Consider the following 15,156-nt stretch of genomic DNA (forward strand, 5'->3'; position numbering starts at 1 on the left):
GGAGCATGTTCGAGACTGTCCTTGTCGCCAACCGGGGCGAGATCGCCGTCCGGGTCATCCGCACGCTGCGCGCGCTCGGCATCCGTTCGGTCGCCGTCTTCAGCGACGCCGACGCCGGGGCGCGGCATGTCCGCGAGGCCGACACCGCCGTGCGGATCGGCCCGGCCGCGGCCGCGGAGAGCTATCTGTCGATACCGCGCCTGCTGGAGGCCGCCGCCCGCACCGGCGCCCAGGCGGTGCACCCGGGCTACGGCTTCCTCGCGGAGAACGCCGCCTTCGCCCGCGCCTGCGCCGGCGCCGGGCTCGCCTTCATCGGCCCGCCGGCCGGGGCCATCGAGCTGATGGGCGACAAGATCCGGGCCAAGGAGACCGTCCAGGCCGCGGGCGTGCCCGTGGTGCCCGGCTCCTCCGGCAGCGGCCTGACCGACGCCGAGCTCGAAGCCGCCGCCCTCGCCATCGGCATGCCCGTGCTGCTCAAGCCCTCCGCGGGCGGCGGCGGCAAGGGCATGCGCCTCGTGCGCGACGCCGCCCTGCTGGGCGAGGAGATCGCCGCCGCCCGGCGCGAGGCCCGCGGCTCCTTCGGCGACGACACCCTCCTCGTCGAGCGCTGGATCGACCGCCCCCGCCACATCGAGATCCAGGTCCTGGCCGACGGCCACGGCCATGCGATCCACCTGGGCGAGCGCGAGTGCTCCCTGCAGCGCCGCCACCAGAAGGTCATCGAGGAGGCGCCCTCGCCGTTCCTCGACGAGGCCACCCGCGCCGCGATGGGCGAGGCGGCGGTCCAGGCCGCACGCTCCTGCGGCTATGCGGGCGCGGGCACGGTCGAGTTCATCGTGCCGGGCGACGACCCCGCCTCGTACTACTTCATGGAGATGAACACCCGCCTCCAGGTCGAGCACCCCGTCACCGAGATGATCACCGGCCTGGATCTGGTCGAGTGGCAGGTACGGGTCGCCGCCGGCGAGCGGCTGGACGTCTCCCAGGAGCAGGTCACCCTCAGCGGCCACGCCGTGGAGGCCCGCATCTGCGCCGAGACCGCGCGCGTGAGCGCCGACGGCACCCGGGTCGACTTCCTGCCCTCCGCGGGCACGGTGCGGCTGCTGCGCGAGCCCGCGGGCGAGGGCGTCCGCGTCGACTCGGGCCTGATGGAGGGCACGGACGTCGGCACGTCCTACGACCCCATGCTCGCCAAGGTGATCGCCCACGGCCCCGACCGGGAGACGGCCCTGCGCCGTCTGCGGGCCGCCCTCGCGGGCACGGTCGTCCTGGGCGTCGACACCAACACGGGCTTCCTGCGCCGCCTGCTGGCGCATCCGGACGTGGTGGCCGGCGCGCTCGACACGGGCCTCGTCGACCGCGACGCGGTCGCGCTGGTGGAGCAGGAGGTGCCGGCCGAGGCGTACGCGGCAGCGGCACTGCTGCGGCAGCAGGGGCTGGAGCCCGTGCCCCACGGCTGGGTGGATCCGTTCTCGGCCCCGTCGGGCTGGCGCCTGGGCGGCGAACCGGCGTGGACGCCGCACCACGTGCGTGTGCCGGGCCACGAGCCGGTGACGGTACGGGTGCGCGGCACCGCGCGAGATGCGCAGGTGGTCGTGGACGCCCCTGCGCCCGCCGCGGGCAGCGGGCAGCTCCATGCCTCGGACTCCGCCGCGGACACGGCGCCGCCCGGGGCGGCCCCGGTCTCCGCCGGGCTGGCGGCCGCCGGGCCCGGCGCGGTCGGCGGCGCACAGCCGGTGCCGCACCCGGCGGCCGGTGCCGGAGGCCGCATCACCCTCCACTACGACGGTGTCACCCGGCACTTCACCGCCGCCCCCGGCCCGGAGGGCACCTGGCTCGGCCGGGACGGCGACGCCTGGCACCTGCGCGCCCACGACCCCGTCGGGGCCGCGGGCGGCGGCGCGGGAGCCGGCGGCGTGGACACCCTCACCGCCCCCATGCCCGGCACCGTCACCGTCGTCAAGGCGAGCGTGGGCGAGTTCGTCAGCGCCGGGCAGAGCCTGCTCGTGGTGGAGGCGATGAAGATGGAGCACGTCATCTCCGCCCCGCACGACGGCACCGTCTCCGAGCTCGACGTGACGGCCGGCGCCACGGTCGCCATGGACCAGGTGCTGGCGGTCGTCACGCCCGCCGCCCCCGCGGAGGAATCATGATCAGCGGACTGCCCATGGCCGTGCCGGAGCCCGGTCTCCCCTCCCGCGTCCGGATCCACGAGGTGGGCCCGCGCGACGGCCTGCAGAACGAGAAGACGGTCGTCCCGGTCGAGGTGAAGGCGGAGTTCATCCGCCGCCTCGCCGCGGCGGGCCTCGGCACCGTGGAGGCCACGAGCTTCGTGCGCCCCGAGTGGGTGCCGCAGCTCGCGGACGCCGAGCAGCTGATGCCCCTGCTGGACGGCGTGGACGCCCGCCTGCCCGTCCTCGTGCCCAACGCCCGCGGCCTGCAGCGCGCCCTCGACCTCGGCGCCCGCGAGGTCGCCGTCTTCGGCAGCGCCACGGAGTCCTTCGCCAAGGCGAACCTCAACCGCACGGTCGACGAGTCGCTGGAGATGTTCGCGCCGGTCGTGGCCGGGGCCCGCGAGGCGGGCCTGGGGGTCCGCGGCTATCTGTCCATGTGCTTCGGCGACCCCTGGGAGGGCGCCGTCCCCCTGGAGCAGGTCGTCCGCGTCGCCCGCCGCCTGCTGGACCTCGGCTGCGACGAGCTGAGCCTGGGCGACACGATCGGCGTGGCCACGCCCGGCCACGTCACCGCCCTGCTGACCGCCCTGAACGAGGCGGGCGTGGAGACCGGCCGGCTGGCCGTGCACTTCCACGACACCTACGGCCAGGCCCTGTCCAACACACTGGCCGCCCTGCGGCACGGCGTCACCACCGTCGACGCCTCCGCCGGCGGCCTCGGCGGCTGCCCGTACGCGAAGAGCGCCACGGGCAACCTCGCCACCGAAGACCTTCTCTGGATGCTCGCCGGCCTCGGTATCGACACCGGGGCCGATCTCGCCCAGCTCACCGCCACCAGCGTGTGGATGGCCGAGCAGCTGGGGCGGCCCAGCCCGTCCCGTACCGTCCGCGCCCTCTCCCAACAGGAGTCCTGAGCCATGCCGCTGGACCACCGCCTCACCCCCGAGCACGAGGAACTCCGCCGCACCGTGGAGGAGTTCGCCCACGACGTGGTCGCACCCAAGATCGGCGACTTCTACGAGCGCCACGAGTTCCCGTACGAGATCGTGCGGGAGATGGGCCGCATGGGCCTCTTCGGGCTGCCCTTCCCCGAGGAGTACGGCGGCATGGGCGGCGACTACCTGGCCCTCGGCCTGGCCCTGGAGGAGCTGGCCCGGGTCGACTCCTCGGTGGCCATCACCCTGGAGGCCGGCGTCTCGCTGGGCGCCATGCCCATCTACCGCTTCGGCACCGAGGAGCAGAAGCGCACCTGGCTGCCGAAGATGTGCTCCGGGGAGATCCTGGGCGCCTTCGGCCTGACGGAGCCGGAGTGCGGCTCGGACGCGGGCGGCACGCGCACCACGGCCCGGCTGGACGAGGCCACGGACGAGTGGGTGATCAACGGCACCAAGTGCTTCATCACCAACTCCGGCACGGACATCACGGGCCTGGTCACGGTCACCGCCGTCACCGGCCGCACGCCGGAGGGCAAGCCGCTGATCTCCTCGATCATCGTGCCCTCGGGCACTCCCGGCTTCACCGTCGCCGCCCCGTACTCCAAGGTCGGCTGGAACGCCTCGGACACCCGCGAGCTGTCCTTCTCCGACGTCCGCGTCCCGAGAGCCAACCTCGTGGGCGAGGAGGGCCGCGGCTACGCCCAGTTCCTGCGGATACTGGACGAGGGCCGCATCGCGATCTCGGCGCTGGCCACGGGCCTGGCGCAGGGCTGCCTGGACGAGTCGGTGAAGTACGCCAAGGAGCGGCAGGCCTTCGGCCGGCCGATCGGCGCGAACCAGGCCATCCAGTTCAAGCTGGCCGACATGGAGATGCGGGCGCACACGGCGCGCCTGGCCTGGCGGGACGCCGCGTCCCGGCTGGTGCACGGCGAGCCGTTCAAGAAGGAGGCGGCGCTCGCCAAGCTCTACTCCTCGGAGATCGCGGTGGCCAACGCCCGCGAGGCCACGCAGATCCACGGCGGCTACGGCTTCATGAACGAGTACCCGGTCGCCCGCATGTGGCGCGACTCCAAGATCCTGGAGATCGGCGAGGGCACGAGCGAGGTCCAGCGCATGCTGATCGCCCGTGAGCTCGGCTTCGCCGGCTGACGGGACCGGTTGCGCGCCGCTGCGGCGGGTTCAGGGGCGCGAGCGCCCCTGACCTGCCGGGTGACGCCAGGGTGAAGGGTGCCGGACCGCCCGCCCCCGTACGCGCGTCCCGCGCCCCGGTCACGCCCCGGGCCACGCCACCTGCGGCGAGCGGTAGTACGCGATGCCCAGGGCGTCCCAGCGCGGGCCCTGCGCGGCGAGCCGTGCCCGGTAGGACGGCCAGTCGTGGGTGGCCGGCGGGGACCAGCCGAGTTCGGCGACGGCCGTCAGGCGCGGGAAGGCCATGTACTCCAGCTGCGCGCTCGTGGTGATCGTCTCCGTCCACAGCGGCGCCTCGACGCCGGCGACGGCCGCGGCGGGCACGCCCTCCAGGTAGCCGCCCGGGTCCCAGTCGTAGGCCTGCCGCACTTCGACGAGGCCCGCCCACTGCAGGCCCAGCGGCGTGTCCTTGGTGTACTTCATGTCCAGGTAGGCCCGGTCCGCGGGCGAGAGGATCAGGCCCGCGCCCGCCCGCACCGCGGTGGCGACCTGAGCCCGTTCGGCGGCCCCGGTCCGGCCGTAACCCCAGTACTGCAGGAGCGCGTCCGGCGCCGGACGCGCCCCGGCCAGCTGGTGCCAGCCGATGACGGTCTTGCCGTGCCGGGCGACGACGGGCTGCACCCGCTCCATGAAGGCCGCGTAGTCGGCGTGGCTGGTGGAGTGCGCCTCGTCGCCGCCGATGTGCAGGTAGGGGCCGGGCGTGAGCGCCGCCAGCTCCCCGATGACGTCCTCCACGAAGTCGTACGTGTCCTGCTTCGCCACGCACAGCGAGCTGAAGCCGACCTCGGTGCCCGTATAGAGGGGGCGGGCGACGCCGTCGCAGTTGAGCCGGGCGTACGAGGCAAGCGCCGCGTTGGTGTGGCCCGGCATGTCGATCTCGGGCACCACGGTGAGGTAGCGGCTCGCGGCGTGGCGGACGATCTCGCGGTAGTCGTCGCGGCTGTAGAAGCCGCCGGGGCCGCCGCCCACCTGCGTGCTGCCGCCGTGCTCGGCCAGCCGCGGCCAGGAGCGGACGGCGATGCGCCAGCCCTGGTCGTCGGAGAGGTGCAGGTGCAGCCGGTTGATCTTGTAGAGGGCGAGCTGGTCGATGTACCGCTTCACCTGGTCCACGGTGAAGAAGTGCCGGGCGACGTCGAGCATCGCGCCGCGGTGGCCGTAGCGCGGCGCGTCGGTGACGACGCCGCCCGCCACGGTCCAGGGCCCGGGCTGCCGCTCGGTGCGCTCGGCGCGGGCGGGGAGCAGCTGGCGCAGGGTCTGGACGCCGTGGAAGAGCCCGGCGCCCGCCCGCGCGGAGATCGTCACCGCGCGGGAGGTGACGGACAGCCGGTAGCCCTCGCCGCCCCCGTCCCCTCCGCCTCCGCCCGCCCCTTCCCTTTCCCCTCCCCCTTCCCCGGCGTTTTCCCCGGCGTTCTCGTCGATCACCAGCCGGATGCCGGGCCCGTCCGTCCCGCCGGGCAGGACCGGCAACCGGTAGCCCGTCGAGGGGCGCAGGAGCCCCGCCAGGTAGCCGCCGATCCGCGCGGCCTCCGGGTTGCCGGGCGGCACCCGCACGACGGTGCGGGCGGTGATCTCGTACGGCTCGCCGCCGGGCCGGACGGAGGCGGGGGCGGGCACGATGCTGCGATCGAGCGGGGCGGGGGCGGGCGCCGCGGCCCCGGCCGGGACGGCCGTGCCGGCGGCGGAGAGGAGCAGCAGGGCGAGGCCGGTCGTCGCCAGACGCCTCGCGTTCCTGCACCGGGGGCTCATGCGTCTCAAGAGGAAATCCCTTCGGCGTACCGCTCACGGGAATTCACGCGTACGAACGACCACTTGGGTAGCGCCGGCCCCGGCCGGCGTCAAGGCCCGCGCCGGGATCCGGGTCACGATCCACGCCTTCCCGAGCGTACGCGCCTGAGAGAATTCGCCCATGGCTGAGATCCTCCAGAAGGACGGTACGTGGACCTTCGACGGCGACACGATACGCATCGTTCCGGGCCGCGAGCGCGGTGTGCACCTGCTGCGGCAGACCCTCGGTGAGCTGGCCGTTCCGCTGCAGGCGGTGGCGGGGATCTCGTATGAGCCGGGCCGCAGGAACGGCCGCCTGCGGCTGCGGCTGCGCGACGGGGCCGACCCCCTGCTGCAGGTCGCGCGGGGCCGGCTGCCGGACGCCGCCGATCCGTACCGGCTGACGGTCGAGTCCGACCGCGCGGGCGTCGCGGAGTACTTCGTGGACGAGGTGCGCAACGCCCTGCTCCTGGAGCAGGTCCCGGACGGCCCGTCCGACCGCTATCTCCTGCCGGGCCCGACGCTGCCGCTGTCGGTGGGCGCCGGGGACGGCACGGTCACCTTCGACGGCGAGTGGATCCGCCTGGCGTGGAACTGGATGACCGAGGAGGGCAAGAAGTCCGCCGGTCCGCAGTCGCTCGCCCTGGCGGAGGTCCGTTCGGTGGAGTGGCTGCCCTCCGCCGGCCTGGAGAACGGCTACCTCCGTTTCGTGGTCCTCAGGGAGCCGACCAAGGCCCCGCCCAAGCACGACCCCCACGCGATCGAGCTGTACGGCTTCAAGAAGGACCTGCTGATGGCGATGGCCGGGGCCGCCGTCGTCGCCCGGATCCCGCACCCGGCCGGTGCCGGGTCGCCGACCGCCCCGCCCTCGCTCGCCGATGCCCCGGCCGCCCTCGCCGGGCCGGCGCCCGCTCCCGCCGGACCAGCCCCCGAACCGGCCCCCGCCGCCGCTACCGATCACGACGCCCTGCTGCGGCGCCTGCGGGAGCTGGGCGAGCTGCACCAGGCCGGGATCTTGACGGAGGAGGAGTTCACCGCGGCAAAACAGGCCGTACTGAAGCGTTTCTAGTCGATTCCGGCACCCGATCGACTCACCCTTGCCCGAAAGCGGGCAGGATTCTTGCGAATGCCGCCGCCACCCCTCAGTATCGACGGGTGCTCGAACGCCGTATGAATCATGACGACCTGGTGGATCACCTGGTGCGCAGCACGCCGCTTCAGCGCGGCGAGGCCGCCCGGGTGATCCTGGACGTCCTGGCGTACTTCGACGAGACGACCGAGGTCTTCGTCCGCCGCCGTCACCGCGAGCTGCAGTCCGGCGGACTGCGCAACGCGGAGATCTTCGAGCGGATCTCGGCCGAGCTGCCGCACCGGGCGGTGGCTCCGCCGGAGCTCTCGCTGCGGCAGCTGCGCCGCATCGTCTACGGCTGAGGCGGCAGGAGCGGCGCCGCTACCGCCGCCCCCACTGCCGGGCACCACTGATCGTTTCTCTGGGAGGGTCACCACTTATGTGCGGAATCGTCGGATATATCGGTAAGCGCGATGTTGCACCGCTGCTGCTGGAGGGTCTGCAGCGGCTGGAGTACCGCGGCTACGACTCCGCCGGCATCGCCCTGCACGGCAAGACCGGTGGCCTGAAGTCCGCCAAGGCCAAGGGCCGCGTCCGCGAGCTGGAGTCCCGCCTGCCCAAGCGCTTCGCGGGCACCACCGGCATCGCGCACACCCGCTGGGCCACCCACGGCGCGCCGAACGACGTCAACGCCCACCCGCACCTGGACGCGGAGGAGAAGGTCGCCGTCGTCCACAACGGCATCATCGACAACGCCTCCGACCTGCGCGCCAAGCTGACGGCCGAGGGCTTCGTCTTCGTGTCCGACACCGACACCGAGGTCCTCGCCCACCTCATCGCCCGCTCCGAGGCCGGCACGCTGGAGGAGAAGGTCCGCGAGGCGGTGGGGCACATCGAGGGCACGTACGGCATCGCCGTCCTGCACGCCGACTTCCCGGACCGCATCGTCGTCGCCCGCAACGGCTCCCCCGTGGTCCTCGGCATAGGCGAGAAGGAGATGTTCGTCTCCTCCGACGTCGCCGCCCTGGTCAGCCACACCCGCCAGGTCGTCACCCTCGACGACGGCGAGATGGCCACCCTGCGCGCCGACGACTACCGCACGTACACCACCGAGGGCTCCTCCACCTCGGCCCAGCCGACCACCGTGGAGTGGGAGGCCGAGTCGTACGACATGGGCGGCCACGACACGTACATGCACAAGGAGATCCACGAGCAGGCCGAGGCGGTCGACCGCGCCCTGCGCGGCCGGATCGACGACCGCTTCTCCACCGTGCACCTGGGCGGTCTGAACCTCGACGCCCGCGACGCCCGCGCCGTGCGCCGGGTGAAGATCCTCGGCTGCGGCACCTCGTACCACGCCGGCCAGATCGGCGCCCAGATGATCGAGGAGCTGGCCCGCATCCCCGCCGATGCCGAGCCCGCCTCCGAGTTCCGCTACCGCAACCCCGTCGTGGACCCCGACACCCTCTACATCGCGGTGTCGCAGTCCGGTGAGACCTACGACGTCCTGGCGGCCGTCCAGGAGCTCAAGCGCAAGGGCGCCCGCGTCCTGGGCCTGGTCAACGTGGTCGGCTCCGCGATCGCCCGCGAGACCGACGGCGGCATCTACGTGCACGCCGGCCCCGAGGTCTGCGTCGTCTCCACCAAGTGCTTCACCAACATGGTGGTCTCCTTCGGCCTGCTCGCCCTGCACCTGGGCCGCACCCGCGACCTGTCCGTCGCCGACGGCAAGCGGATCATCGAGGGCCTGCGCAAGCTGCCCGGCCAGATCGAGGAGATCCTGGCGAACGAGGAGCAGATCGAGAAGCTGGCCGCGGAGTACGCGGACGCCAAGTCGATGATGTTCATCGGCCGCGTCCGGGGCTACCCGGTGGCCCGCGAGGCCTCGCTGAAGCTCAAGGAGGTCTCGTACATCCACGCCGAGGCCTACCCCGCCTCCGAGCTCAAGCACGGCCCGCTGGCCCTGATCGAGCCCGCGATGCCGACGGTCGCCATCGTCCCGGACGACGAGCTGCTGGAGAAGAACCGCGCCGCGCTGGAGGAGATCAAGGCCCGCAGCGGCCGCATCCTCGCCGTCGCGCACCAGGAGCAGGAGAAGGCCGACCACACGATCGTGGTGCCGAAGAACGAGGACGAGCTGGACGCCATTCTCATGGGCATCCCGCTGCAGCTCTTCGCCTACTACACGGCGAAGGCCATGGGCCGCGACATCGACAAGCCGCGCAACCTGGCCAAGTCGGTCACCGTCGAGTAGTCCCCGGCCGGGCCCGCCGCGACGGGCCCCCGAAGCCCTCTCGTACCTGTCCGCACCTGTCCGCGACAGGTCCGAGAGAAACGGCCTTCCCGCACGTGCCACCACGCGCGCGGGAAGGCCGCTTTCCCCTGCGCCGGCCATTGCCCTCGCGCCGGCGGGGATGCCGCCGCTTCCGGGAACCGTCACCTCCCGTACGGCAGCACGCCATCCGGGCGGTTCCTACCCGCGGTAGCGGCGCGATCCACCCCCTACGCGCGGGTAGATTCACGGGCCGTCAAGTCAGGGGCAGGAGTCATCACCCCTGCAGGGTGGGGAAGTCGGCTACGGAATTACGACGACGGGCCGCTGGGCCCGCCGGGCCAGCCGGCCCGCCACCGAACCGAAGATCCTGCCGACCAGGCCGTGCGTCGAACCGACGACGATCGCATCGGCCGCGTACTCCCGGCCGACCTCCTCCAGTTCATGGCAGATGTCCCCGCCGCGCTCGACGAGGATCCACGGCACCTCCGACAGATGGTCCGCACAGGCCAGTTCCAGGCCGAGGACCTCGGTGCGGTGGTCGGGGACGTCCACGAAGACGGGGGGCTCGCAGCCCGCCCAGACCGTCGTGGGCAGGCGGTTGGCGACATGCACGATGATCAGGCCGGAGCCGGAGCGCCGCGCCATCCCGATTGCATACGCAAGCGCCCGCTCGCTGGACGTGGAGCCGTCGAAGCCCACCACGACGCCGTGCTGGAACGCCGGATCGCAGGAATGGCGTGTTTCTTCCGCCGCTTCGGGGTGCGCCGCGTGATCGGCGACCCGCTTGCGGTCCGCAGGTTCGGAGAATTCGTGACCGGCCATCGGTATCTCGGCGAAGGGTGTCCTCGGGCGGAGGGAGATCGGCGGTTGCTCCCCCGGCGCGGATCTTTGAGGCAAAATCCGTCCGGGATTCATCTTTTCAATCACTTACCCACCAGGGTACGGCGACACTCGCCGCCTGCCCAGAGGCCGACCGCCGACCCGGAGCCCCGGGGTCGCACGGGCGTGGCACGCGGTGCCCGCCCGGGCCGCCGGTGGGTGGGGTGGCGGGCGGGCGTTCCCCGGAGCATGCACGAGGGCGGCGCGTAGCGCAATGCCCCCGCCGTGCTCCGGGTGTACTCCCGATGCGCTCGGCGCAGTGACCGAGGGCCCCGGCCCGGCGTTGTACCACCGCCAGCCCGCCGCCAGCAGGGAGCGCTCCGTGCCCGGAACCCGTGACCACGCCCGCGCCGACGCCCCGCCGCAGGACTCCCCCGATCCGGTGAGCGACGTGGTCCGCTGGGCCGCCTTCAGCTGCGTACTCGTCCCGGTGACCCTGCTGATCTGCGGTCAGTCCTTCGGCGGCGCCGCGGGCACGGCGGCCGGGCTCGTCGCCGTCACCTGCGCCTGCCGCGCCGTGCTGCGCCAGTCGGAGCGCAGCGCCGCCCGGGCCCTTGCGGAACAGACGATTCCGCACCGCGGCCGGCACGGCCGGACGGGCACGGGGGCGCACCGCGGCGGACGCCACCCCGGTGGCTCCGCGCCGGGAGAATGACACTTTCGCACACCCGGACCCACCACTTTTCAGCCAACTTCAGTCCGAACCCCATACCTTGGCTTGAGACGCCCCTAACAGCCGGTCGACCAGCAAGGAAAGGACCGCGGAGGGCGGTTGCACCCTACGGGGATTGGGCATGGGCGAGAGGCGTACTTTTCACCGAGGCCTGCAAGTGCAACGCTTCGTGATCGAACGCTTCGCGCCAAGTTGCCATGTCGACTTAGAGCCGAGTGGTGAACTGGTCACTGCGTCTCCATTCGACGCAGTAGATTCGATCTTGGCCATGACCGGCGGGGGAACCGTTCAGGACCGAGGGGAAACGTGCAGGACCGAGAGGACTCGACCGCCGAGGGGGGCTTAGCGCCATGAGCCAGGACTCCACGACCGTACCGGAGACCACGCGCAAGCTCTCCGGACGCCGCCGCCGGGAGATCGTCGCAGTGCTGCTATTCAGCGGCGGCCCCATCTTCGAAAGCTCCATTCCGCTCTCCGTGTTCGGCATCGACCGACAGGATGCCGGAGTCCCTCGCTACCGCTTGCTGGTGTGCGCGGGCGAGGATGTGCCATTGCGAACAACCGGCGGTCTTGAATTGACCGCACCGTACGGCCTGGAGGCGCTCTCCCGGGCCGGCACCGTCGTCGTACCGGCCTGGCGGTCGATCACCCAGCCGCCGCCCACCGCCGCACTCGACGCACTGCGCCGTGCCCACGAGGAGGGCGCCCGCATCGTCGGGCTGTGCACCGGGGCCTTCGTACTGGCCGCGGCGGGCCTGCTCGACGGCAGGCCCGCGACCACCCACTGGATGTACGCGCCCACGCTCGCCAAGCGCTATCCGTCGGTCCATGTGGACCCGCGGGAGCTCTTCGTGGACGACGGCGACGTACTGACGTCCGCGGGCACCGCGGCAGGCATCGACCTGTGCCTGCACATCGTCCGCACCGACCACGGCGCCGATGCCGCGGGGGCCCTGGCCCGCCGGCTCGTCGTCCCGCCGCGCCGCAGCGGAGGACAGGAGCGCTACCTCGACAGGTCTTTACCGGAGGAGATCGGCGCCGACCCGCTCGCCGAGGTCGTCGCCTGGGCGCTGGAGCACCTCCACGAGCAGTTCGACGTGGAGACGCTCGCCGCCCGTGCGTACATGTCCCGCCGGACCTTCGACCGGCGGTTCCGCTCGCTCACCGGGAGCGCGCCCCTGCAGTGGCTGATCACTCAGCGGGTGCTCCAGGCCCAGCGGCTGCTGGAGACCTCCGACTACTCCGTGGACGAGGTCGCCGGCCGCTGCGGCTTCCGCTCGCCGGTGGCCCTGCGCGGCCACTTCCGCCGGCAGCTGGGGTCCTCCCCGGCCGCCTACCGGGCCGCGTACCGCGCGCGCCGTCCCCAGAACTCGGCCGACCGCCCCGAGCGGGCCGAGCGCGAGGGGCGTCCGGAGCGGGAGCGTCCGGACCGGTTCGACCGGCCGGAGCTGGGCGAGCAGCGGACCGGGGAGCCGTCGGTGATGGCGCTCCGGCGCGCGGCCATGGCCCCGGCGCACGCCGCGTCCGGTGCCGGCGGCGTGCTCGGCGGTCCGCCGCCTTCGCACGGAGGGCACCAGGGCCACGGCCCGCACGGCGCCCACCCGGGCGGTCATAGCGGTGGGTATGGGATAAGTGGCACAGACCCGGGCAAGCCGGAGTCCGACCTCTACACCCCACGCCTGCCCGGCCAGCGGGAACGCCCCGTAGGGTGAGGAGCATGAACGATCGCATGGTGTGGATCGACTGCGAGATGACCGGGCTCTCGCTGTCGGACGACGCGCTCATCGAGGTGGCCGCCCTGGTGACCGACTCGGAGCTGAACATCCTCGGCGACGGCGTGGACATTGTCGTCCGCCCGCCCGCCGAGGCCCTCGTCACCATGCCCGAGGTGGTGCGCCAGATGCACACGGCCTCCGGGCTGCTCGCGGAGCTGGACCGGGGCACCACTCTCGAGGACGCCGAGCAGCAGGTCCTCGCCTACGTCCGCGAGCACGTCCCGGAGCCGGGCAAGGCCCCGCTGTGCGGAAACTCGGTCGGCACCGACCGCGGATTCCTTGCGCGGGACATGCCGGCCCTGGAGTCCCACCTGCACTACCGGATCGTCGACGTGTCGTCGGTGAAGGAGCTGGCCCGCCGCTGGTATCCGCGGGCCTACTTCTCCAGCCCGAAGAAGAGCGGCAACCACCGCGCCCTCGCCGACATCCGCGAGTCGATCGCCGAGCTCCGCTACTACCGCGAGGCGATCTTCGTGCCGCAGCCCGGCCCGGACTCCGACACGGCGAAGGCCATCGCGGCCAGGCACGTCCTTCCCGCCAAGGCGGTGTGACACAGCTCGCTCCCGGCTCGGTCGAAAGCCGGGAGCGAGCACCCCCGAAGACCCTGTAGACTTCTTCTCGGCCGGTGGGAAACACGCCGGACGACATGGTGGGTATAGCTCAGCTGGCAGAGCACCTGGTTGTGGTCCAGGATGTCGCGGGTTCAAGTCCCGTTACTCACCCTGACAGAGGGCCCCGGTCCGCGGAAGCGGACCGGGGCCCTCGTCGTATTCCGGGTTCGTACGGCGAGCCTCTTGGGCCGTCCGGGGATTCGTACGGCGTGTCAGCCGGCGGCCTTCCGCTCCGCCGCGTGCCGCTCCAGGAACCCCGCCACCGACGGCTCGCCCCCGTGGCGGCCGAGCAGCCGGGCCGTGGCGGCGAGCATCGTCCGGATCCGGGTCGAGCGGACCTCGGCCAGCAGGTCCAGCGCGCGCTCCCCCGCGGCCGCCGCCTCCTCCGGCGCCCCGCCCCGGGCGAGATCACCGGCGAGCTGCGTGGTGAAGAGGGCGATGTTGCGGGCGAAGTGGGGGTCCTGGAGGACGACGGCGCGCCGCGCGTGCTCCGCCGCCCGCGCCCAGTCGCCGAGCGCCGACCGGCACTGGGCCTCCAGCCCCTCCAGCTCGGCCTCCCCGAAGAAGCTCATCCACTCGGGGTCGGCGTCGCCCGGCCCGCGGCCGAAGAGCGTGCGCGCCCGCAGCAGGGCGGCCTCGCAGGCGGCCCGGTCGCCGAGCCCGGACCAGCCGCCGGCCTCCCGCAGGGCCAGCAGGGACAGCAGCCGCGGGGAGGCCAGCCCCTTCGCGGCGCCCTGCGCGGCCTGCGCCGCGCGCACGGCCTCCCGCGGGCGGCCCGCGTCCCGCGCGAGGAAGGCGGCGTTGCAGAAGGCGTGGGCCTCCAGCGCCGCGTCCCCGGCCACCCGGGCCGTGGCGAGCGCCTCGGCGTAGTGGGAGCGGGCGTCCGCGAAGCGGCCGGAGTCGTGGGCCAGCCAGCCGACGGAGAGCGCGAGTTCGCCCGCGCCCGACTGCAGCCGCTCGGCGACGGACCGGCGGCGGGTGTCGGCGTCGAGCAGCTCGTAGGCGATCCGCAGCGGGCGGGTGGAGCGCCGGTAGAGGCCGTCCCCGCCGTGCCGGTCGTCCAGCAGCCGGATGCGGCGGACGGCCTGCTCGACAGCGGACGCCTCGGCCTCGCCGGCGCGGCGCGGGCCGCGCGGGGCGGGCGCCGCGGGCACGGCGGCGCCCAGGGAGGCCGCGGCCACCGCGGCCGCCGTGCCTCCGGTCATGAACGCGCGGCGCAACACGTCGCTCTCCTTCTCCTTGCTCTCCTCGGGCTGCCCGGTGCGATTCCCGCCGCGCACGCCGCGCACGCCCCGCCCGCGGACCACCTCGCGCGGGACGAAGCCCATGTCCTGCGGTTCACGGCCGGGGAACATGTGCCGGAACACCCGCTCGTAGGCGTAGTTGGGGCAGCGGATCTCCCCCGACTCGACCCGGCCGATGTAGCGCGCGTCGCACGAGACCTGCTCGCCGATCTCGCGGGCGGCGCGCCGTACGGCCGCCGCGAACTCGGCCGGCGAGAGCGCGCCCCGCAGCTGTCTGAAGGCCGCGTTCGGGCGGCTGCCCTTGCCGTCCGGACCGCCGGGACCCACCGGCTCGGCGGGCCCGGGGCGGGGGGACGGGGACGCGTGGGACGACACCATGGCCGCACCCTTCTGGCGAGTGACTCCGCCGACTGCGCTCGGCGGGAGAAGACCGTACCGGCAATCGGGGCCCCGCTCCCCCCGTTCGGCCCCGGATTCAGCCCCCCGTTTGGCTACAAACCGGATATCTCACCCGCGATCCGCCATGAACTGCCATCCTTTGTGACGGCATGTACCCGTTGCCGTTGACG

General features: G+C 73.2%; 12 protein-coding genes and 1 tRNA gene. 10 read left to right on the forward strand and 3 right to left on the reverse strand.

Going from position 1 to position 15,156, the window contains the following annotated elements:
• Positions 1–5: 5 nt before the first annotated feature.
• Genes FGW37_RS11470 through FGW37_RS11480 form a run of 3 tightly spaced genes read left to right on the forward strand, consistent with a single transcriptional unit; the run spans position 6 to position 4,258 of the window.
• Positions 6–2,153 carry an acetyl/propionyl/methylcrotonyl-CoA carboxylase subunit alpha gene (locus FGW37_RS11470; RefSeq protein WP_179080978.1) on the forward strand — a complete coding sequence of 716 codons (2,148 nt, stop codon included), beginning with the start codon at positions 6–8 and terminating at the stop codon, positions 2,151–2,153.
• A complete protein-coding gene (locus FGW37_RS11475; protein ID WP_179080979.1) occupies positions 2,150–3,088 on the forward strand; it encodes a hydroxymethylglutaryl-CoA lyase in 939 nt (312 codons plus the stop codon). The genes FGW37_RS11470 and FGW37_RS11475 overlap by 4 nt, the downstream gene beginning before the upstream one ends.
• 9 nt (positions 3,089–3,097) lie before the next feature.
• The gene (locus FGW37_RS11480) at positions 3,098–4,258 is read left to right on the forward strand and encodes an acyl-CoA dehydrogenase family protein (RefSeq protein ID WP_179084643.1); all 1,161 of its coding nucleotides are present in this window, start codon (positions 3,098–3,100) and stop codon (positions 4,256–4,258) included.
• A 120-nt stretch (positions 4,259–4,378) separates the two neighbouring features.
• Here the strand turns inward: FGW37_RS11480 and FGW37_RS11485 are convergent, their stop codons facing one another.
• Positions 4,379–6,043: a family 20 glycosylhydrolase gene (locus FGW37_RS11485; protein WP_179084644.1), complete on the reverse strand. Its 1,665-nt coding sequence runs from the start codon at positions 6,041–6,043 to the stop codon at positions 4,379–4,381.
• A gap of 160 nt (positions 6,044–6,203) precedes the next feature.
• Here FGW37_RS11485 and FGW37_RS11490 point away from each other — a divergent pair, with 160 nt between their 5' ends.
• The 3 genes from FGW37_RS11490 (at position 6,204) to glmS (ending at position 9,384) form a co-directional block, all read left to right on the forward strand.
• Positions 6,204–7,130 (forward strand): DUF4429 domain-containing protein, encoded by a 927-nt coding sequence (locus FGW37_RS11490; protein WP_179080980.1) that lies wholly within the window; start codon positions 6,204–6,206, stop codon positions 7,128–7,130.
• An 86-nt stretch (positions 7,131–7,216) separates the two neighbouring features.
• Positions 7,217–7,492, forward strand: a complete 276-nt coding sequence (locus FGW37_RS11495; RefSeq protein ID WP_179080981.1) for a hypothetical protein — start codon at positions 7,217–7,219, stop codon at positions 7,490–7,492.
• A gap of 77 nt (positions 7,493–7,569) precedes the next feature.
• Complete coding sequence (glmS, locus tag FGW37_RS11500) at positions 7,570–9,384, forward strand: glutamine--fructose-6-phosphate transaminase (isomerizing) (protein ID WP_179080982.1); 1,815 nt, start codon at positions 7,570–7,572, stop codon at positions 9,382–9,384.
• 321 nt (positions 9,385–9,705) lie between these two features.
• Here glmS and FGW37_RS11505 read toward each other — a convergent pair whose 3' ends face one another.
• Positions 9,706–10,227, reverse strand: a complete 522-nt coding sequence (locus tag FGW37_RS11505; protein WP_058044349.1) for a universal stress protein — start codon at positions 10,225–10,227, stop codon at positions 9,706–9,708.
• A gap of 379 nt (positions 10,228–10,606) precedes the next feature.
• On the opposite strand from FGW37_RS11505, the gene FGW37_RS11510 reads away from it, so the two are divergent.
• The 4 genes from FGW37_RS11510 (at position 10,607) to FGW37_RS11525 (ending at position 13,454) form a co-directional block, all read left to right on the forward strand.
• On the forward strand, positions 10,607–10,939 hold the full coding sequence (locus tag FGW37_RS11510; RefSeq protein ID WP_179080983.1) for a hypothetical protein: 333 nt from the start codon (positions 10,607–10,609) through the stop codon (positions 10,937–10,939).
• A 368-nt stretch (positions 10,940–11,307) separates the two neighbouring features.
• Complete coding sequence (locus tag FGW37_RS11515; protein WP_179080984.1) at positions 11,308–12,669, forward strand: helix-turn-helix domain-containing protein; 1,362 nt, start codon at positions 11,308–11,310, stop codon at positions 12,667–12,669.
• A gap of 5 nt (positions 12,670–12,674) precedes the next feature.
• Complete coding sequence (gene orn / locus FGW37_RS11520; protein WP_179080985.1) at positions 12,675–13,283, forward strand: oligoribonuclease; 609 nt, start codon at positions 12,675–12,677, stop codon at positions 13,281–13,283.
• A gap of 98 nt (positions 13,284–13,381) precedes the next feature.
• A tRNA-His gene (locus tag FGW37_RS11525) sits at positions 13,382–13,454 on the forward strand.
• Between the two features lie 101 nt (positions 13,455–13,555).
• Here the strand turns inward: FGW37_RS11525 and FGW37_RS11530 are convergent.
• The gene (locus FGW37_RS11530; RefSeq protein WP_246430355.1) at positions 13,556–14,965 is read right to left on the reverse strand and encodes an NsdA family TPR-like regulatory protein; all 1,410 of its coding nucleotides are present in this window, start codon (positions 14,963–14,965) and stop codon (positions 13,556–13,558) included.
• Between the last annotated feature and the right edge of the window lie 191 nt (positions 14,966–15,156).

It is taken from the genome of Streptomyces rectiverticillatus (assembly GCF_013394065.1).
Classification (GTDB): Bacteria; Actinomycetota; Actinomycetes; order Streptomycetales; family Streptomycetaceae; genus Streptomyces; species Streptomyces rectiverticillatus.